The following is a 20,521-nucleotide window of genomic DNA, read 5'->3' as shown; positions in this document are numbered from 1 at the left end:
TCGGGTCAAAGGCTATTTTTTAGAGCCATCTGAGATTGAAACCTTTTTAGAGGAACTATTTTTAAATTAATATGTTTAAGTGAGACTTTTTTAATTAATGTTTTTAGACGAGGCTGTTTTTAATTAAGGCTCCCCTATAAAAATCCGGAGGTATTTCATTAACCTTAAATATTAGGTATGCCTAAATATGGCAAAAGTCAAAATTTAGGCGTACCTAAAAATAAATATGACGCATAAATGAGAGTTAAAGCATGAAACTGCCACTTATCTGTCCTGAGAAGAAGTGCTGCCGGGGGAAAAAAGAATGCACTCCTGGTAAAGGGCTGCCCAAAATCGTACTTGTAGGAAGCCCTAACGTGGGCAAAAGCAGCCTTTTTAATGCCCTTTCCGGAAGTTATACTGTGGTCTCAAACTATCCGGGGACCTCAGTTGAGGTCAGCCGGGGAAAAAGCAAGATAGGAGACATGGAGTACGAAATTATCGATACTCCCGGAATGTATTCCCTGCTCCCTGTAAGCGAGGAAGAGAGAGTATCTCAGCGCCTGCTCTTTGACGAGAAAACCTTTGTCTGCCTGCATGTGGTGGATGCCAGGAATCTCAGGCGCATGCTCTCATTTACACTCCAGCTCCTTGAAGCCAGGCTCCCCCTTATCCTTGTCCTGAACATGATGGACGAAGCTGAGGAAAGGGGAATAGAAATTGACATACATGGACTCAGCCGGTCCCTCGGAATCCCTGTGGTAGGCACGGTTTCAAGTGAGGGGAAAGGAATTGAAGAACTCAAAGCTGCAATTGCGGAATATTCTCATGAAAAACTTACTCATGAGAAAACCACGCCGGAAATCGATTACGGACCTGAAGTAGAGCCGTACATCTCGGAAATAGAAGGCTTGCTGGAAACTGCAGAAGAAACAGGGATATCAAAAAGGTCCCTTGCTCTCCTGCTACTTCAGGGAGACAGGACGGCACTTGACTCTGTGTCCAGCCACGTTGAGGCATACAGGCATAAAAGTGAGAAAAGCGAGGCCGGTAAAAATGATTTTGAGGAGCTTCAGAATGAGCAGTTTCAGAAACTTGCAGAAACAGCCTCAGTAAAAGCAGGGGTCCCTCTGTCCTACCTGTTCACCCTCAAGAGGCAGGAGCCTGTAAACGAAATCGTAGAGCAGGTAATGGGAGTGCAGGGAAAGGAGAAAAAAGCAGCACAGAAAACAAAAACCGAAAAGAAGAAAAGGGAAACGAAAAAAGTCCTCCTTGCAGAAAACATCGATAGCGTGCTAACCCATCCTTTGCTTGGCATCCCGGTGCTCCTCCTTGTCCTGTACTTCGGGCTTTACCGTTTCGTAGGAGTCTTTGCAGCAGGCACTCTTGTCGACTTCCTGGAAAACAGGGTATTCGGAGAGCACATAAACCCCCTGGTAACCACCTGGTTCACATCCCTTGTGCCCTACCCTGCCCTGCAGGACCTCTTTGTAGGGGAGTACGGGATATTTACGCAGGCTGTAACCTATGCAATTGCCCTTATCCTGCCGATAGTGGGAGCCTTTTTCCTCGTATTCTCAGTTATCGAAGATACGGGATACCTCCCGAGGCTGGGCCTGCTCCTGGACGGGATGTTCAAAAAAATAGGGCTCAGCGGAAGGGCAGTAATTCCGATGGTGCTTGGTTTTGGCTGCTCAACTATGGCTACGATGGTCACGCGGACTCTTGAGACAAAAAGGGAAAGGCTGATTTCAACCATTCTGCTCGCCCTTGCCATCCCCTGCTCGGCCCAGCTTGGCATTATTCTTTCCATTCTTTCCGGAAACCCAAATGGGCTGATTGTCTGGGCTGGCGTAATAGTGCTTGAGTTTGCTTTCATAGGATACCTGGCTGCCAGACTTCTGCCGGGAGAAGCTCCGACCTTCATACTGGAAATGCCTCCCCTCAGGATACCGCGGCTTTCAAACATAGCCGTGAAGACCTATTCAAGGATGCACTGGTACTTCCTGGAAGTCCTGCCCCTCTTTGTCCTGGCAAGCGTGCTGATCTGGATAGGAAGGCTGACAGGTCTTTTTGCCCTTGCCCTGAAAGCTATGGAATACCCGACCGTCTGGATCGGCCTGCCTTCTGATGCTGCTGATATTTTTCTCTTCGGTTTTTTCAGGAGGGACTTCGGGGCAGCAGGGCTCTACGGAATGCATGAAGCCGGGTTACTGACAGGCGTGCAGCTTGTAGTTGCGGCAGTCACTCTGACCCTCTTTATGCCCTGCATTGCCCAGTTCATGATGACAATAAAGGAGAGAGGATTTAGAACGGCCCTTGCAATCTCCGGCTTCATTTTCCCCTCTGCCTTCCTCGCAGGCTTTATTGTAAACACCCTGCTAACCGCGCTGGGGGTGAGCCTGTGAACTGCCCCCTGTGCGGAAGCGAATTTGAAAAGGCAAATGAAACGAAATGTACCGGCTGCGGAAAACTGCACAACTGCAACAAGCAGTGCTGCCCTTCCTGCGGGTACGAACTTGTAAAAGAAGCAAAGATAATACAGCTCATAAGGAGACTCTTTAAATGATAGCAGAAAATTCACAGATCTCTCTGAATCCCACCCTTAAAACTACCACACTTTCATCAATGGAGCCTAAAAAAGCGGGAAAGATCTCCCATCTGGAAACGAAAAACCAGGGGATTTTGCAGAAACTGATAGCAATGGGCATCCTGCCCGGCATGCCTGTTACCCTGCTCAGGCGCTCTCCCTCTTACTTCTTTGAGGTAGACCAGACCCGGTATGCCGTGGACAGGGAAGTTGCAAACCATATCTTTGTCAGTTACTGAGCCGGTACAGGGTCAGAAGAATCACAGTAAATACAGAAGAATAGAAGAAATTGATCTGCAGACTTCAGGAACAGAACTTCTCAATTCTTCTGTAAAAAGGCGCAGCTCGGAAAAAGAAACCGGGAAAAAAGGAGGGATTTATTCCCTTACGTGCCTGACAATGTGCCCGGCTTCGGGAATGATAATTTTAGAAAGGGCCAGTTTTACGGCATTTGGGGACCCCGGGAGACAGAACACTGCCTTTCCTTTAATCACGCCTGCTGCGGCTCGGGTCAGGATTACGGAAGTGCCTATTTCTTCAAGGCTTTTATACCTGAAAAGTTCCCCGAAGCCAGGGATTTCCTTCTCAAAAAGAGGGGCTACGGACTCTATAGTAAGGTCTTTTGGAGCAAGCCCTGTGCCTCCGCTTGTTACGACAATATCCGCAGAGCTGTCAAGGGCGTCAGAAACGGCATCAAGAAGTGTATTTTTTTCATCTGGCACAAGCCTGTAGAAAGAGACGTTGTTGCCTGCGGCCTCAAGAAGTTCTTTCATAGCTTTTCCCGAAAGGTCTTCCGCCTTGTCGGGAGAAACTGAGTCTCCGTATTTTTCGTACCTTGAGGTAGAAATTGTAATTATGGCAAAAGAAAAAGATTTTTTAGAGTATTTTTTGTGAATTTCCGGTATGGATTCTTGCATGAAAACAGCACTCTCCAATATATTCAGATTATTCTCTTTTTCTGGGGACCCTGTTCAGTTCCCACATTATGTTTCCACATTATGATTTCACATTATGATTTCACATTATGTTTCCACATTATGTTTCCACATTATGATTTCACATTATGTTTCCACATTATGTCTATTCATCCTGTTATTCCGTATCCTGTTATGTTTACTTGCCTGCCCATATTTTAATAACTTACCAGCCCAATGCTCAGGTTATGCATATACTTGCGGCGGATATAGGAACAGGTACGCAGGATATTCTGCTCTTTGATTCGGAAAAAGAGGTTGAAAACAGCCTGATAATGGTCATGCCCGCTCCCACACAGGTTACTGCGGAAAGAGTGCGGAGAGTAACAAAGGCAGGAAAGGCGCTTGTACTTACCGGAACCATAATGGGAGGAGGGCCCTCGGCATGGGCTGTCCGCACTCACCTGAAAGCAGGTCTTCCGGTGTATGCCACTGAAGAAGCTGCTCTGACCATTCATGATAACCTTGAGAGAGTGAAGGCTTTCGGAGTCCGGATTGTCTCGGAGGAAGAGGCAAAAAAACTTGCAGGTTCAGGGGAGGCGCTGGAAATTGTTATGCAGGACTTTGACCCCTGCGCCGTTTCATGCGCACTTTCAAATTTTGAAGTCAGGATGCCGGAAAATTATGCAGTGGCAGTACAGGACCATGGAAACGCCCCGGATAAGAGCAACAGAGTCTACAGGTTTGAACTTTTAAAAGAACTTATAGATGAAGGAGGAAAACTCGAAAACTTTGTGTACCGGCCCGAAGAAATCCCGCAGGCTTTTACCCGCATGAAAGCCCAGGCAGATTCACTTCTTAAAGCCACGACAGCCCTTAAAACGCGGGCAATTTTCATGGATACGGGATCTGCAGCCATATTCGGGGCTCTTACTGACCCTGTAGCCGTCCAACCTTCCATAGTGGTCAATATAGGAAACGGACATACTCTTGGGGCTCTTGTAAATGAAAACAGGATCACAGCTATTTTTGAGCATCATAGTTCCAGCATGGACCCGGAAAAGCTCCAGGACTATGTTATCAGACTTGCCGGGGGGGCGCTTGGCTTTGAGGAAGTCTTTAATGACGGAGGGCATGGTGCATATATAAAGGAAGCCCCTGGCATTGAGCAGGTGCGCTCTATAATGGTTACAGGTCCGAAAAGGGAGATGCTTGAAAAGCTCCCGGGCTCAGAAGTCAGGCAGGAAATTTCAAAAAAGCTGCACTTTGCCGCACCCTTCGGGAGTATGATGCTTTCAGGCTGTTTCGGGCTTCTTACAGGATTTTTTGAGAAATATTCGGAACCATCATATAAACAACCGGAGGCTATCAATAAAACTTATAAACCACTAAGTAGTAGGGAATAAGTCACCTAAGCTCGGGATATATAAAATTTTAGGGACTGTAGAATTTCAAGCGTGAAATTCCCTATCGGAGAACATGGGGACGCAGAAGTTTCCTGCCAACCCGCAAGGGCAGATTTACAGATAAATGTAAATACAGGCAGGTAGCTCTATATGCACATATCTGATACTGAATGGTTTGCTAAACAGTTTCTTACAAACGCGATGCAAACATTTATATACGGAAACAAATCCGTTACAACAAATTTCTATTAAAATCATTATATTTCAGGAGAATCAATCTTATGGTACGAAAGCCAGGAAGTATGTACAGAAACGTGAGACAGCGCTCATTTACCAGAAAAAAATACATGGGCGGTGTTCCCGGAAGTCAGGTTATTCACTATGACATGGGAGATAAAGCAAATACCTCCTTCCCGATTAAAATTTCCCTGCTTGTAGAAGAAAAATGCCAGATCAGGCACGTTGCTCTTGAAGCAGCCCGTATTACAGCAAACAGGCACCTGAGTGGAGATGCCGGAAAGATGGGCTTTTACATGAAGCTCCGTGTTTACCCCCACGAAGTACTCAGGGAAAACAAACAGGCAACAGGCGCTGGTGCTGACCGTGTATCCAGTGGGATGCGCAGGGCTTTTGGAAAGAATGTCGGTACTGCAGCAAGGGTAAACGCAATGCAGAAGATCTTTACAGTGGCAGTTGAGAAGCAGAACTTCCAGGCTGCAAAGAAAGCTCTCTGGCACGCTGGACAGAAGCTGCCCACACCCTGCAGAATCGTTATCGATGAAGGCGCAGAACTGGTACAGTAACCGGTAAATCCTTAAAGATTACAAAGGAGTCTAAAGAATGTATGATTACGAAGAGCTTTTGGATCGTGCAATGGCAAAGATGCCGGACACCGAGACTACTGATGCTCGATTCGTAATCCCTGAACCCAAACTCTTTTCCGAAGGTAAAACCACAATTCTGGATAACTTTGGAAACATTGCAGACATCCTTAACCGGGACCCTGACCACCTGATGAAATATCTCACCAGGGAACTGGGGACTGCAGGGAAGATAGAAGGCACACGTGCAGTCTTCCAGGGCAGGTTTACGAGAGCTCAGATTACAGATAATATTCAGGCATATGTTGACGAATACGTTATGTGTTCGGAATGTGAACGCCCTGATACCCAGCTTGTAAGGGTGGACAGAGTGCTTATCCTGAAATGTTCTGCTTGTGGGGCTCACAGACCTGTCAAAAAGAGAAAGGTAAGCAACGTGGTTGTCAGGGATGCTATCGAAGAAGGCGGAACCTACGAACTCCGGATAGATGCCGTTGGGTCCAAAGGTGACGGGATAGCAAAAATCGATAAGTACACAGTCTTCGTGCCCGGAGCCGCAAAAGGCGATGTGGTCAAAGTAAAAATAAAGAAAATCAGCGGAAACCTTGCCTTCTCAGAAAGGGCATAAGGTTTAAGCTTTTTTTTTAAATACTTTAAGAGGCTGTCCAGGCTGACTACTAATTAATTTCAGTCATCGCGTCGGACAGCCGAAGTCCTCATTTTCAAGACTGATATTCAACATAATTTCGTGTTCAGTATTACATTCAGGCACTGCCTATTTTTAAAGATTTAATGGTTCTATGAGGCTGGTTTGAAGTATATTTTTTGAAAAAAAACGCCTCCGTTTAGCCCGGTAAACCAGGAATGATTTAAACGAGCGGTTTAAACCAGAGACGATTTTAAATATTTTCCAGTCAAATCAGGAACCCGTAAGAAAATCACCTGTGAGGAAAAATGACTCCTGAAAAAAAGACTGTACTGGACCCTCCTGTAAAGGACAGAAATATAGAACTTTTCTCCATGCCAGGGCTGTCTGTGAACCTTCAGCAGTATGAAGGGAAAGCCCTGAAACTTACAGCAAGCGGGACCCTGAAAGCAGCCTGCGGCCCTATACTGAAAAAGATGAATTCACGCCTTCAGGAGGAGAAAGCGGCTCTTATACAGGAGGACAGGGTTGTTCCTTCAGCATGGCTGCCTCCCATCCCAGGCCCCGTTTTCAAGCGCCTCATTTTTGCAGAAATTCAGATAGCTCTGGGAAAATATATTCCTGAAACCGTCTCCATTGAGCTCACCCGCCAGACCAGTTCAAGGTACCCGCCAGGAACAGCCGCTAACGAACTGGATACAGGCACAATTAAAAGAATAATAGACGAAGCCCTGGAACTTGGGACCCTCATTATCACTTTTACTGAGAATGACCCCCTGCTGAAGGAAGATGTCTTCGAGCTTATCGAGTATGTGGACAAAAACCGCGCGATAGTGAACTGTTCCACCTGGGGCACGGATTTTTCAAAAGAAACTGCCCTTAAACTGAAAGAAGCCGGACTTCATTCCCTCATGGTTGGCGTTTATTCAACTAATCCCGAAAAACACGATGCTGCCCGAAACTCCCCAGGAGCGTACGACTGGGCGATCTCTGCCATAAAACTGGCTCTGGAAGCCGGGCTTCTGGTTGTTATGACAACTCACGCCTCCCCGTCAAACATGCAGGAACTTCCTGCCCTCTATGCCCTTGCATCGGAACTCGGGGTACATGAGTTTTCAGTCTGGGAATCAATGCCAAAAAACAGAGACGACCCTGTGATTACAGACCGGGACCGGAGAATAATCCTTGAAATGTACCACAGGATTAACTCGGATCCGAAAGGCCCTCGCATGTTTTCAAACACTTATTTCGAAGGGCAGATGATGGGTGCAATGGCAGGCCGGCGCTGGATGCATGTAACCGCCGATGGTGATGTAAAACCAAGCCCTTACCCTCCTTTCAGATTCGGGAATGTAAAAGAAGTACCCTTAAAAGAGATCTGGCAGAGGATCAGGAGCTATCCGTATTTCCAGCGGCAGAAAAATTTGAGCCCCATGCATGACCCCGAGTTTATGGAATTCGTTGACAAGATCCCTGAAGAGGCAAAACTGCCCTATCCTTTTGAAGAGATTTGCGAGAAATAACCGGGGCATATAAACAGAATTGCTCAGAATTTACTGGCAGCCGGATGAGAATATTAAAGGAACAAAAGCAGATAGATACCAGGTAGATGACAGTATCCAGGGCTGCCAGAAGATAAACATTTACATATGAGCAGGTATTTTTAAAGAGCAATTTAGCCGGAGCGGGGTTTACACCCTTATTTACGTCACCCTTATTTATGTAGCAAGAAAAAGCTGCCTTCGGCAATTTTCCGGAAAAGGCAGCCCATGAGGGACTTTATGAATACTAAACTTGACCCATGGAGTTCAAGCGAGATCACTGACTATTCCAAGTTATTCGAAGAATTCGGGATTTCTCCTTTTGAAAACGTACTTCCGGAAATCCCTTCCCCGCATATGTACATGCGGAGGAAAGTTATCTTCGGGCACCGTGATTACGAACAGATTGCAGAGGCCATGCGGACAGGTGCCCCATTTTCAGTCATGGACGGCTTTATGCCCTCCGGAAAGGTCCACCTTGGGCACAAGATGGTCATGGACCAGATAGTCTGGCACCAGGAAATGGGAGCTTCCGCCTTTGTCGGGATTGCAGACAGAGAAGCTTTTTCAGTCCGCGGCTTTTCCTGGCAGAAGTGCAGGGAAATCGGGGTAGAAGAATACATATTAAGCCTGATTGCCTTCGGATTCAAACCCGACGGCCTTATCTATTTCCAGTCAGGCTGTGGAAGCGTCAAAGACCTGGCATTTGAACTCGGGGTCAAGGTTAATTTCTCGGAACTGAGCGCCATCTACGGTTTTTCAGGAGAGACAGGCCTCTCCCATATGATAAGCGCAGCAACCCAGGCTGCAGATATCCTCCAGCCCCAGTTAGAAGAATTTGGGGGACCAAAACCCATTGTAGTACCAGCGGGCCCGGACCAGGACCCTCACCTCCGCCTTACAAGGGGGCTTGCCGGCAAGATGAACATGTTCAGGGTAGAGGAACGGGCAGACGTAAAGACAGAAAGGAAATACCTGAGCGTCAGGGGAAAAGGAGCCCCGAAAGAGGCCCTTCAGGAGCTCAAGAAACGCATTCCCGGGAAAGTAAAACTCTATGAAGAGCACATTGACGTACTCGAATATCCCGATCTTGCAGGACTTGAAAAGCTTGTCAGGGACGTAGCAGTCGAGTTCGGAGGCTACGCTTTCATTCCTCCTGCATCCACCTATCACCGCTTCATGAGCGGGCTTCAGGGCGGAAAGATGTCCAGCAGCATTCCTGAAAGCCAGATTGCCCTTACGGACGACCCGGAGGAAGGGGCAAAAAAGGTAAAGAAGGCAAAGACCGGAGGCTGTGTAACCCTGGAAGAGCAGAAAAAGCTTGGCGGAAAGCCCGAAGAGTGTTCTGTCTTCGAACTGATGCTTTTCCATCTGCTTGATGATGACAAAGAACTGCTGGAAATCAGGCAGGAATGTGTCTCAGGAACAAGGATGTGCGGCTCATGCAAACAGCTTGCAGCCGAAAAGATGCATGATTTCCTTAAAGACCATCAGGAAAAGCGGGAACTTGCCAGGGAACAGCTTGACGAGTACAGAATTATTTACAAAAATTAAATTAAAAATATACTTATTAAATTCTTATAACCTATCAAATTCTTAATCATTTCAGGAAGATCAGGACGTGGTTACAATATGAGTGCTCAGGATAACCTCACAATCAACGAGAAAAAAGTCTTGCTCGCCCTTGAGGAACTGGGGTCGGCAGCCCCCGATAAACTGGAAGAGAAGTCCGGGCTTCAGGTGGATGCGGCAATGCAGGCAGCCTTCATGCTCCAGGAAAAAGAACTTGCATCCATTTCCGAAAAAGTGCTCGAACGCTACTCCCTTACAAAGGAAGGAGAAAAATATACAAAAACAGGACTTCCGGAGCGCCAGATAATTGACGCCCTGAAAAATCCTACCTCCCTTGAAGAACTGAGGAGCCGTTTTTCCCCTCAGACCATGGGAATTGCAACCGGCTGGCTCGTAAAAAAAGGGTGGGCGAAGGTTGAAAACGGGATGATGGTGCCTTCGGGAAAAGCTCCTGCTGGCAAAGATGAAGAAGCCCTTACATCTTTCGCAGGCAAGATAAAGACTCTCGAAGAGCTTGCAGCCGATGAAGGGACTGTAAAGGACCTGCTCAAGCGCAAAATTGTCATAAAACAAGAAGAGAAGTTCAGGACTGTATCCATAACAGGTGCAGGAAGAGCCCTTGCAGCGCAGGGTATTGTCCTTGAAGAAGAAATTGCCCAGATCACATCCGAACTGCTGAAGAGTGGAGCCTGGAAAGGGAAAAAGTTCAGACCTTACAGGCTTGACATTACTCCAAAGCCCCTCTACGGAGCAAAAATCCACCCTTACAGGCGCCTGATTGAACAGATGCGCCAGATCTTCCTGGAAATGGGCTTTACAGAGATCAAAGGCGGCATCATCCAGAGCTCTTTCTGGAACTTCGACGCCCTCTTCCAGCCCCAGGACCATCCGGCCAGGGATATGCAGGATACCTTCCACCTTGGCAGTACCTGCCAGCTTCCGGCTGAATATCCAGAGAAAGTGGCAGCAATGCACGAGAACGGAGGGGACATTGACTCCTGCGGCTGGGGAGGAATCTGGGACAGGGAACTTGCCGGGCGCAATGTGCTCAGGACCCATACCACTTCAGTAACCATAAAGTACCTCGCAGACCATCCCGAACCGCCTGTAAAAGCCTTCTGTATTGACAGGGCTTACCGCAGGGAGACAATTGACCCGACCCATACCCCTGAATTCGAGCAGCTTGAAGGCGTGGTTATGGACAAGGACATGTCTTTTGCAGACCTGCTTGGCCTCCTGGCAGAGTTCTACCACAGGATGGGGTTCGAAGAAATCCGCTTCCGCCCCGGCTATTTCCCCTATACCGAACCGAGTGTGGAACCTGAGGTCTACGTGGAAGGCCTCGGCTGGGTTGAACTCGGAGGCGCAGGCGTCTTCAGGAAAGAAGTTACAGAACCTTTCGGGATCAAAGAACCCGTCCTTGCCTGGGGGCTCGGGGTAAGCCGGCTCGCCATGCTGAAACTTGGGCTTAAAGACCTGAGGCTCCTCTACCAGTCCGATATTGACTGGCTCAGGAAAAGCGAAGTATGCAAGATCTGAAAACTTAAAGCTAATTTCAAGCTTTAAAAACTTAAGTGACTCATGGGCTGTAAAAACTGCCTGTCCCAGCCCGCAGGCAACTTCTTTTTTTCACATTTATGATCTCACGTTATCAGACGGTTGACATTTTGAGATTCAATTTTACCGGCGCGACCGGAGATTGCTCATCAATTTGCTCAAAACAGGTTGGCTAAACCGTTCCGTGGAGTGAGAAGAAGTTAGTTGTGCATACGCGCAATAGGACTCGATTAGACTTTCTCCGCGTAGATTATCCTTTCAACCGGTGTAGAAGCAAGTTCCCGACCTGACGGCCTGATATACCACTCGGCAAGCTCCTCGTAACCGACATGCTCGACTACCTGCCAGCCGTACCCCTCAAGAAAAACCGGCCACTCTTCCGGGTTCATCCCGAAAAGCCAGATCTTATCCCTTACGTACTTTTTGTAGATATTCTCCCAGCCGTACATGACCCGGCCATCGAGAAAGTCTTTGCGAATATATGTGAAAACCAGAAGGCTGCCATGCTCGGCTTTAGCCAGAAAATCAAAAGTCGCTCTAATTCCGGTTTCAGTCAGATACTGCGTGACAGCCTCCCAGATGAAAAATGTCCGCCTGTCCTCGGAGTAACCATAAGACGCAAGAACAGGGCCCAGCTCTTCTCGATCGAAATCGATCGGCACAAGCCTTACATGGGACGGGACTGCTCCGAATAACTTACACAGCCTGGTCTGCTTGGACTTAATGTTTTCAGGCTGATCGACCTCCCAGACTGGCATGTTAGATAGAGCTAACCGGTATGCCCGGGTGTCAAAGCCAGCACCCAGATTCACGACCGCATTAACCTTATTGACCGACTCGATCAGCTTCTCGTCTATGTACCTTTTTCTGCACAGCATACCACCCCAGAGACCGGGAGTGTCATTCCTGGTAACTCGGATCATCCAGGTTCTGAACAAATTAAACCGCATCAGCCATACAAGAGATCTCATGCCTAACGGAAGTATTCGATAGGCAAGGTCATCTTCGATGATGCGTTGCTCCACAGGAAAATACTGTTCAATAGCAACCAGTGCTGTTGGACTCACGCCTGTTTTAGCTGCAGCTTTTGTCATAATGCTTCTCTATTTACTTTAGTGCAGCATATACGTTTAATTTTGTTACCATCGGATTTCATAGAAATATTAAGTAAATATGGAGCCTTATTTTTGGCATAAAACTTCAAAACAGAAAAACTGGAACGGGGTTATGAACGTAAAAAGTATCTCAAATGCCCGAAGTGCGGGAAGCGGGACTGGGCTGAGATCCTCAGGATTAAAAAATAAATTGTTCTCAGGGAGTAAACTGTTATCTGAAAAGCAACCTTTATTTGATAAGCCTGAAATATCGTTTGAAAAAGGGAGAGGGGAAGATTCCTGAAGATTCAAAGGAAAAGGCTTCCGGAAATAAGCCGGTAAATATGAAAACCAGCCCGGAAAATATGGAAACAGGTCAGGAAAACAGGAGTCAGGAAAATAGTCCCGACCCTCCGACAGGAGAGAATGTTCATCTTCTCCCCCTCCTTACAGTCAATTTCATAGGTACACTCGGGTTCAGTATCGTTCTCCCCTTCCTTGTATTTCTCGTGAGCCGGCTTGGAGGCAATGCCTTCATTTACGGGCTTGCAAGTTCCATGTACCCTGCTTTCCAGCTCATAGGCGCCCCTATTCTCGGCAGGTGGTCTGACATTTACGGGCGTAAAAAGATCCTGCTTTTAAGCCAGCTTGGAACTCTGCTTTCCTGGATTATCTTTCTCGGAGCTCTTTTTCTTCCGGTTGTAACCCTTTTTAAAGTTGACTCCGAAATCCTGGGAGCTTTTACCTTCACTCTGCCCCTTGCAGTGCTCTTCTTTGCCCGGGCTCTTGACGGGCTGACGGGGGGAAATGTGTCCGTAGCCAATGCCTATCTGGCAGACATTACCGAAGAAAAAGACAGGAACCGGAATTTCGGAAAAATGTCGATTTCCTCAAACCTCGGGTTCATAGTGGGCCCTGCCCTTGCCGGGCTTTTGAGCATAACAGCATACGGAGAAGCGGCTCCTGTACTGGGAGCAGTAGTAATATCACTTATAGGGACCGCACTTATCGTATTATATATCCCTGAAAACAAAGAGTGTTCTCTTGAAGGACCTGCCGATGCTGAGGACATACGAAAAGTCTTTGGCTACGAGATAAAGGAATGCAGGACTACGCGGGAAACCGGGAAGCCTTCCTTTCGGGAAGTTTTAAAGCTTCCGAATATCCCTTATATGCTCGGCCTTTACTTTCTCATCTTTCTCGGCTTCAATATATTCTACACCGCTTTTCCACTGCATGCAATCGCAGCCCTTGACTGGGGCATCGCAAAAATGGGGGTCTACTTTACGGTCCTGAGCGGCCTTCTGATAATTGTGCAGGGTTCTATACTCCCAAAGCTTTCAAAAAGATATTCAGATGCCTCACTTATAATATTCGGAAGCCTGATGCTCGGCACGAACTTTCTGCTGCTTATCCCCGGAAACCTCTTCCTGACCTATCTTGCAACAGGGTTTTTCGCACTGGGTGACGGGCTTATGTGGCCTTCTTTCCTTTCCCTTTTATCAAAAATTGCAGGGAAGAACTACCAGGGAACTATACAGGGGTTTGCCAGCAGTTTCGGGGGGCTTGCAAGCATAACCGGGCTGATCCTCGGCGGGCTTTTATATGAACTGCTTGCAGGAAGAGCTTTTTTACTCGCAGGTATGGTAATTTATACCGTATTTTTACTCAATTTCAGGCTCAGGCAATTTGAAAAAGAGCTGAAGTACTGAGAAAATAATTTGAAACCATAGAACGATGGAATGAAAAAAAGCGAAAAACCAAACTGTTTAAGTAAATAGGGCTGTATATTGAAAATAGAAAAGGGCTGAAAAAATCCAGACTAATAAAATCCAGACTAATAAAACCCTGGAATAATAAAAACTTCGGACTAATAAAAAACCAAAACAGGAAACAGTAAAATGTACGGTAATTCCCTTATTCTCATTATATTCGGATTTATGTTTCTTCTTTCTTTCATCCTCTGGGCCTGGACCCTTGTTGACTGCCTGCGAAAAGAAACGGATAAAGGGAATACGCGCCTGATCTGGGTCATTGTTATAGTTTTTACGTATATTGTAGGTGCTTTTCTTTACTATCTTATCAGGCAACCTAAAAGAGTCAAAGAACTCGGCAGATAATTCCAGAAAGAATCAAGGTGGTTCCTGAGTGGTTGTTTAAAAGCATGAAAGTCTATTTGAAGGCCTTTAAAGACCTTATTTGAATGATTGGGCCTCAAAATGTCCGGAGAAAAAGGAGAGGGAATTTACCCTCAAAGTGTTTTAAGGTATTCAACAACATCGCCCACATCTTTATCGGTCATCTTCCACCTGGGCATGGTAAGGTCAAGAGGCTCACCTGAAGGATCAATTCCCTCCCTGATTGCCCTTTTGATGGTCTCTTCCGTGTATGGAGGATGTTCTTCCTCTTCTTCGTGATCTTCAGAAACAAGGCTTTCATACCTGATATCCGGAGGGACCTCAAAACCCATCATTACCGGATAGCCTCCTCTACCGTCAGTCCCATGGCAGTCAACGCAGCTCCCTCCGTGAACGTACAGCCAGTGAGGACCATACTCGGTCTCGATAAGCCCACCGCTTTCGTTAAATCCGGTATAATAGATTACCTCCCCATTTGACTCAAAATCACTTCTGTTATAGGAAGTAGAAATCCTTCCCGGATACATTCCACTACCGGGATACATTTCGCCGCCTGGATACATACCTCTTCCGGGATATGAAGTCCAGTTTTCCGAATAAATATCAGACCGGCCGTAGAAACCGTCCCCGGCACGATAAAGACCTCCCATGGCCCAAAACATAAAAATAAGGACAAATATTCCTGCAACTACCAGAACCAGCAGAATAATCAGGAACGGATTGCTTTTGCTTTCCCCGTCTGCGATGCTTTTACCCCCTTAAAATCAGACATGAGTTTATCTGTGAAAATAATCAGTCAAAATGATCAGTCAAAATGATCAGTCAAAATGACCAGTCAAAATGATCAGGCTTCCTGTTCACTGTTTATTATTTTCTTCTTTTTCCCCTTACATGCTTTAAGACGAATCTGACTCCTGCAGAAACCAGTGCTGCCAGAGCCAGCATTTTCATCAAACCACGAATTATTCCAAACATAAAATTACCCCATCTTTAAAGCTCTTGCATTTATAGCTACGATCACGGTACTCAAGCTCATGAGAACCGCACCCACGGCAGGGCTCAGTAAGATACCGTATCCATAGAGTACTCCTGCTGCGAGCGGAATTGCAAAAACATTATACCCGGTTGCCCAGAGCAGGTTCTGGTACATCTTGGAGTAAGTTTTTCTGGAAAGCTCAATAATGTACAGCACATCTCCGGGATCGTTTTTAACCAGCACGATATCGGCGGTTTCGATTGCAACGTCCGTGCCTGCCCCGATAGCGATTCCCACATCTGCCTGGGCAAGGGCAGGGGCGTCATTGACCCCATCTCCGACCATTCCGGTAACGTACTGCTTCTGGACTTCCATGACCTTTGCTGCCTTTTCGTGAGGAAGGACTTCCGCAAAGTAGTCGTCAAGCTCCAGTTCCCGCGCTACCCAGGCAGCAACATAACGGTTGTCCCCGGTAAGCATCAGGCATTTTATGCCCATTCCTTTGAGCTTTGAGATTGCTTCCCTTGACTCTTTCCTGATAATATCGGCAAGTGCAAGGGCTCCGAGCACTTTCTCTCCTTCAAGCAGAAATACAACGGTTTTTCCCTGCTCCTTAATTTCTTCAATTTTCTCAGATTCAATTTTCCCGTCATTCAGGCTGATTCCTTTTTCTTCAAGGTAGCCCGGGCTTACTAACAGGAATTTCTTGCCATCAATTATGCCCTCTATTCCTTTTCCCGGAATGGAACTGAACTTTTCGACCTGAGAAGGCTCGATTCCTTTTTCCCTGGCGCTCTCAAGGATTCCTCTTGCAATCGGGTGTTCCGAACTTGCTTCAAGGGAAGCTGCGAGGCTGAGGATCTTTTTTTCATTCTTTTTGTCATTCTTTTTGTCATTCTTTTTGTCATTCTTTTTGTCATTCTTTTTGTCATCTTCACCTGAGAGAGAAACTAAATCCGTTACTCCAAACCGGCCTTCAGTGAGGGTACCAGTTTTATCAAAGATTACAGCTTCAAGGCTGCGGGCTTTTTCAAACGCCTGCCGGTCCCTGATCAGAAGCCCGGATTTTGCGGCAATAGATGTTGAAACTGCAACCACCAGAGGAATTGCAAGCCCAAGGGCATGCGGGCAGGTAATAACCATTACAGTAACTGCCCTCTCCAAAGCAAAAACAAGTTCCTGACCGGAGAAGCTCCAGAGAATAAATGTGAGAGCTCCCGCAGTCAGGGCTATGATCGTAAGGTACATAGCAGCCCTGTTTGCCAGGTCCTGAGTTTTTGATTTGCTCTCCTGGGCTGTTCTGACAAGTTCGACAACCTGGTTGAGATAGGTGTCCTTTCCTGTTTTTTTGACCTCCACAACAAAAGCTGCCTCCCCGTTAATCGAACCGCCTATGACCCCATTTCCCGGCTTTTTCGTGACAGGTTTTGACTCCCCGGTGAGCATGGATTCGTTGACACTGCTCATCCCCTCAGTAACGGTTCCATCAACAGGAATCTTTTCCCCTGGCTTGACCAGCACCCAATCTCCAATTTTTAACTGGTCAACGCTCACGTCAACAGTTTCGCCGTTTTTCTTCAGGTGGGCAACCGACGGCATTATTTTAACCAGCTCTTCAAAGGCTCTTGAAGCCCCCATTACCGAACGCATCTCCAGCCAGTGCCCGAGCAGCATAACATCGATAAGGGTCACCAGTTCCCAGAAAAAGACTCCGCCGGGAAGCCCGAAGACCACAGCAGAGCTGTAAAAATAAGCCACACTGATAGCAACGGCTATGAGGGTCATCATTCCCGGAGATTTCTCTGCAAGCTCGTCTTTTATCCCCTTGAGAAAGGGGTACCCGCCGTAGAAATAAACGACCGATGACAGCAAAAAGGTAAGAATATCCGCACCGGGGACGCGAAGCTCAAAGCCAAAAAAACCCTGAATCATGGGAGAGAGCAGCAAAACCGGGAAGGTCAGTATAAAAGAGACAATGAACCTTTTTCTGAAATCTGCAAGCATATGAGCATGATGATCATCATGACCTTTTCCCCCGGACATTTCATGTCCCTCATGCTTCATTCCTTCGTGCTGGTCATGACCTTGAGGTTGAGGTTTCATTCCTTCAGGATGCCCATGTTTCATCTCTTCGTGCTGCTCATGGGTTTGGGTTTGGGTTTTCTCTCCGGCATGCCCTATTTTATCTTCCGGATGGCCCTCATGAATCATATTTTCAGCAGGCTTATTCCCATTTTCGTCGTGAAATTCATGGGAATTTCCTGACATTTCCCTTCCAGAGTTATGTTCTTTATTGGAAAGAGAAGGCTCATTTACCTGAATATTAGAACTATCAGTGTCCAGTCCATTCCCTTCAGCCTGCATATCCCCAATGCCCCCGAATTTTAAAATTATTTAAGATATTATAATCTCTAATATATTTGAAAATAAAGGAATCAAATATCCTGAGTCGAAAAATAATAGAATTGATTTCAAAAAGGTATATGGAAATAAAAGAAAACATAAAAATGTAATAAAAGAAAACTTTAGTGATTTTGTTTACTCTTAATACCCCGACGCACAGTGAATATCAAAAAATAGAGCATAATGAAGCAAACGACCCCGAGGAAGACGGTAGACCAGAAAGCTACATTCGCAGGAATATAACTAATGGCCCCAAAGTCTTCAAACAACGTCGACATATTATAATATAGATACACAAATCTGATAAATATATCTGATCACCTTATAAAAGAAAAAGAAAGACGAGAGAGTTCATTAAGGCAGGTAAAAATATAAAAATACAGCATATGATACACCGAAATCAGGAGTCATACATGACCTATTTTTCCAGAAACTTCTGAGACTTATTTTCACTTTATGGCCTGCTGCACACTAAGGATGAGCAGATAGAAAAACTAAACGAGAATATGCACAAACAAGCTGTTCATATTCAGAGCTTGATCCAGGAGAACAGCAGGTTAAACATTAAGCTGCTTCTGGAGATCCGAAAACAAAAAAACCATGGTGAAAGTTCTGGTGAGATCACAGAAATTGAAGATGTAGTGAAAATATTTAAAAATGTGCGGGTCATTTATCTTAAGGGACAGCGCATGTTGGATCAACAAAAAGAAATGGAGTGCAAACTATTTGAAATATATAATAAAAATCTAGATCGCTTTTTTTCGACACAATTCCATAATCCAGTGATTTCGCTTAGTTTTTTCTGTAGTTATTTTATACCTTTTGCAATTTGTGTTTCCATTAAGGGTTTCACAATCTCCGTTTTATACCATCTTACATTTTCTGAGTGGATTAAAAAAGAAAATGCGTGCATAAAAAGAATACAACCTCGCGAAGGATGAATCAGCTTCGAGAGGCTGAAAATAAAGAAGTAAAAATATATCAGGCAATTCAGTTAAAATTAATGGAGATTTGTAATTTCGGAGGATTTCTACAGAGCTTAAAAATTATATATGCACCTGGTTTCTTTAATGACTTTACCACTACTATCTTTTTCTAAGAATCTCATGATTTCTTTGTCGTGAGAAACCATTGTATCACAGTATGGGCATGGTTCTGCATTTTTGTACAGTACAGCGTGCAGAAATGTTTCTGCCTCTTCAAACTGAACAATTTGTGAGCGGAACCATTTTCTACAATTTGTACACCTGACTTCACAGCTTTTTGTCTCGTTCATTTTTCCATCATCTTTTGAGTTAATTTCACATTGTACGGAATATTATTAAACATATATATAAAGCAACGTGGCCGAAATTATTCCCGTATTCGTATAAAAAATATAGGCTTGCGCAATATATTTATAATGATTAAAAAAACAAAGGACTGATGCATAATATATACAATGTATCAAAGAAAAAAAAGATCAGGGAAAATCAAAGAGAAATCAGCCAGAGTTTAACTTGGGAGCGCAGAGGCACAGCGTGAAGTCCCCTTCCTCGGAGGCATCAGCCGACAGGTGGGGGATGAAAGCGCAGCCTCGCACAGTAGTAAATATAACTTTATAACTTAATAAACTACATTTTAGCGAAATGTACATATGTCTTTAAAACGTATAAACTATAGTATGTTAAAAGCCTATAAGTACCGAATCTACCCAGACAAAAACCAAGAAGAATTTATAAATCTTCATTTTGGTGCATGTAGATTCGTCTATAATTGGGCTTTAGAACAGAAAATTAAAACTTATCAGCAAACTAAGAAATCAATATCAAGGTTTGACTTACAAAAGATTTTAGTTCACGAAGTAAAACCTTCTAATGAATGGCTGAAAAAAGCTAATTCTCAGGCTCTACTTGCTTGTTTAGTAAACGTAGAATCCGCTTTCACTAAGTTCTTTAGAGAAAAATCTGGATTCCCTAACTTCAAATCAAAGAAAAATCCAGTTCAATCTTATCAAATGCCACAGCATTATACAGTAGATTTTGAAAGAAATGTTATCAAGCTTCCAAAAATGGGTGAAGTTGAAGCAGTTCTTCATAGAAGGTTTGAAGGTACTATGAAGACTGCAACCATTTCAAGGTCATGTACTAGAAAATACTTCATATCTATTCTTGTAGATAATGGAGTAGAACTTCCTGATAAACAAGAAATATCAGAATCTAACACTGTAGGCATTGATGTAGGTATCAAAGATTTTGCAGTTCTTTCTACAGGTGAAAAAGTTGAGAATCCGAAATACCTTAAAAATTCTCTAAAACGAATGAAATGTTTGCAGAAAAGAGTTTCAAAGAAAGTAAAAGGTTCTAATAACCGTACTAAAGCAAGACATCATCTTTCAAAAATCCATGAAACTATTAGCAATCAGAGGAATAATTTCCAACACCAACTCTCTTCTAAACTTATCTGCGAGAACCAAGCTATATCGTTGGAAACTCTGAATGTTAAAGGCATGGTCAAGAATCACTGTCTGGCTCAATCTATTTCAGATGCAGGTTGGAGCAGTTTTGTAACCAAATTAGAATATAAAGCTGATTGGTTAGGTAAGACTATTCTAAGAATCGGTAGATTTGAGCCTTCTTCAAAGATATGTAATGTTTGTGGTTATCACAATTCTAATCTTACCTTGAAAGTTAGAGAATGGGTATGTCCTGATTGCAAAACACAACATGATAGAGATATAAATGCTGCAATCAATATCAAAAAATTCTCTCTTCAAGAACAAAATCTTATAGTTATCTGACACCTACGGAACGTAGGGGATGGGCTTGTGGACTTGCGAACAGTAGTTCGGGGGATGAAGCAAGAAGCCCCTTCCTCGCCATCAGGCAGGGAGGGGGTAGTTCAC

Annotated in this window: 18 protein-coding genes; 14 read left to right on the top strand and 4 right to left on the bottom strand. The window is 45.1% G+C overall.

Annotated features, from left to right (window positions below):
- Window positions 1-251 precede the first annotated feature (251 nt).
- The 3 genes from feoB to EO93_RS11945 are packed head-to-tail and all read left to right on the top strand — an operon-like array spanning window position 252 to window position 2,808.
- Window positions 252-2,387, top strand: coding sequence for a ferrous iron transport protein B (feoB, locus tag EO93_RS11950; protein WP_052735454.1), 2,136 nt, complete (start codon window positions 252-254; stop codon window positions 2,385-2,387).
- Window positions 2,384-2,548 (top strand): hypothetical protein, encoded by a 165-nt coding sequence (locus EO93_RS18000; protein ID WP_200895042.1) that lies wholly within the window; start codon window positions 2,384-2,386, stop codon window positions 2,546-2,548. The genes feoB and EO93_RS18000 overlap by 4 nt, the downstream gene beginning before the upstream one ends.
- Window positions 2,545-2,808, top strand: a complete 264-nt coding sequence (locus EO93_RS11945) for a FeoA family protein (protein WP_048162714.1) — start codon at window positions 2,545-2,547, stop codon at window positions 2,806-2,808. The genes EO93_RS18000 and EO93_RS11945 overlap by 4 nt, the downstream gene beginning before the upstream one ends.
- Before the next feature lie 138 nt (window positions 2,809-2,946).
- Here EO93_RS11945 and EO93_RS11940 read toward each other — a convergent pair whose 3' ends face one another.
- Window positions 2,947-3,486 (bottom strand): molybdenum cofactor biosynthesis protein B, encoded by a 540-nt coding sequence (locus tag EO93_RS11940; RefSeq protein WP_048162870.1) that lies wholly within the window; start codon window positions 3,484-3,486, stop codon window positions 2,947-2,949.
- Window positions 3,487-3,731: 245 nt separating this feature from the next.
- Here EO93_RS11940 and EO93_RS11935 point away from each other — a divergent pair, with 245 nt between their 5' ends.
- The 6 genes from EO93_RS11935 to EO93_RS11910 all read left to right on the top strand — a co-directional run bounded on the left by EO93_RS11935 (window position 3,732) and on the right by EO93_RS11910 (window position 11,008).
- Window positions 3,732-4,889, top strand: a complete 1,158-nt coding sequence (locus EO93_RS11935) for a DUF1786 domain-containing protein (protein WP_048134894.1) — start codon at window positions 3,732-3,734, stop codon at window positions 4,887-4,889.
- A gap of 281 nt (window positions 4,890-5,170) precedes the next feature.
- On the top strand, window positions 5,171-5,692 hold the full coding sequence (locus EO93_RS11930) for a 50S ribosomal protein L16 (RefSeq protein WP_048134893.1): 522 nt from the start codon (window positions 5,171-5,173) through the stop codon (window positions 5,690-5,692).
- A 37-nt stretch (window positions 5,693-5,729) separates the two neighbouring features.
- Window positions 5,730-6,338, top strand: a complete 609-nt coding sequence (locus tag EO93_RS11925; protein WP_048134892.1) for a translation initiation factor IF-2 subunit beta — start codon at window positions 5,730-5,732, stop codon at window positions 6,336-6,338.
- 326 nt (window positions 6,339-6,664) lie between these two features.
- Entirely contained in the window at window positions 6,665-7,879 is a 1,215-nt protein-coding gene (locus EO93_RS11920; RefSeq protein ID WP_048162713.1) for a radical SAM protein, read from the top strand.
- A gap of 258 nt (window positions 7,880-8,137) precedes the next feature.
- Entirely contained in the window at window positions 8,138-9,451 is a 1,314-nt protein-coding gene (locus tag EO93_RS11915) for a tryptophan--tRNA ligase (RefSeq protein ID WP_200898114.1), read from the top strand.
- Between the two features lie 78 nt (window positions 9,452-9,529).
- Window positions 9,530-11,008, top strand: coding sequence for a phenylalanine--tRNA ligase subunit alpha (locus EO93_RS11910; RefSeq protein ID WP_048162711.1), 1,479 nt, complete (start codon window positions 9,530-9,532; stop codon window positions 11,006-11,008).
- Window positions 11,009-11,256: 248 nt separating this feature from the next.
- On the opposite strand, the gene EO93_RS11905 is transcribed toward EO93_RS11910, so the two are convergent.
- A complete protein-coding gene (locus EO93_RS11905) occupies window positions 11,257-12,093 on the bottom strand; it encodes an SAM-dependent methyltransferase (RefSeq protein ID WP_235284239.1) in 837 nt (278 codons plus the stop codon).
- Window positions 12,094-12,253: 160 nt separating this feature from the next.
- Between EO93_RS11905 and EO93_RS17800 the strand changes: the two genes are divergently transcribed.
- The 3 genes from EO93_RS17800 (at window position 12,254) to EO93_RS11890 (ending at window position 14,240) form a co-directional block, all read left to right on the top strand.
- Window positions 12,254-12,424, top strand: coding sequence for a hypothetical protein (locus EO93_RS17800; RefSeq protein WP_162197445.1), 171 nt, complete (start codon window positions 12,254-12,256; stop codon window positions 12,422-12,424).
- Between the two features lie 61 nt (window positions 12,425-12,485).
- On the top strand, window positions 12,486-13,832 hold the full coding sequence (locus EO93_RS11895; RefSeq protein WP_048162868.1) for an MFS transporter: 1,347 nt from the start codon (window positions 12,486-12,488) through the stop codon (window positions 13,830-13,832).
- A 189-nt stretch (window positions 13,833-14,021) separates the two neighbouring features.
- Entirely contained in the window at window positions 14,022-14,240 is a 219-nt protein-coding gene (locus tag EO93_RS11890; protein ID WP_048134886.1) for a PLDc N-terminal domain-containing protein, read from the top strand.
- Window positions 14,241-14,371: 131 nt separating this feature from the next.
- On the opposite strand, the gene EO93_RS11885 is transcribed toward EO93_RS11890, so the two are convergent.
- Complete coding sequence (locus EO93_RS11885; RefSeq protein WP_235284238.1) at window positions 14,372-14,908, bottom strand: cytochrome c; 537 nt, start codon at window positions 14,906-14,908, stop codon at window positions 14,372-14,374.
- A 329-nt stretch (window positions 14,909-15,237) separates the two neighbouring features.
- Window positions 15,238-17,598 carry a heavy metal translocating P-type ATPase gene (locus tag EO93_RS11880; protein WP_235284237.1) on the bottom strand — a complete coding sequence of 787 codons (2,361 nt, stop codon included), beginning with the start codon at window positions 17,596-17,598 and terminating at the stop codon, window positions 15,238-15,240.
- A gap of 545 nt (window positions 17,599-18,143) precedes the next feature.
- On the opposite strand from EO93_RS11880, the gene EO93_RS18210 reads away from it, so the two are divergent.
- On the top strand, window positions 18,144-18,578 hold the full coding sequence (locus tag EO93_RS18210) for a hypothetical protein (protein ID WP_048162708.1): 435 nt from the start codon (window positions 18,144-18,146) through the stop codon (window positions 18,576-18,578).
- Between the two features lie 722 nt (window positions 18,579-19,300).
- The gene (gene tnpB, locus EO93_RS11870) at window positions 19,301-20,416 is read left to right on the top strand and encodes an IS200/IS605 family element RNA-guided endonuclease TnpB (RefSeq protein WP_048134183.1); all 1,116 of its coding nucleotides are present in this window, start codon (window positions 19,301-19,303) and stop codon (window positions 20,414-20,416) included.
- Window positions 20,417-20,521: the final 105 nt, after the last annotated feature.

This window comes from Methanosarcina sp. 1.H.A.2.2 (genome assembly GCF_000979975.1).
Taxonomy (GTDB): Archaea; Halobacteriota; Methanosarcinia; order Methanosarcinales; family Methanosarcinaceae; genus Methanosarcina.
The sequence above is the reverse complement of the archived record's forward strand: the minus strand, read 5'-3'. Positions and strand labels throughout refer to the sequence as shown.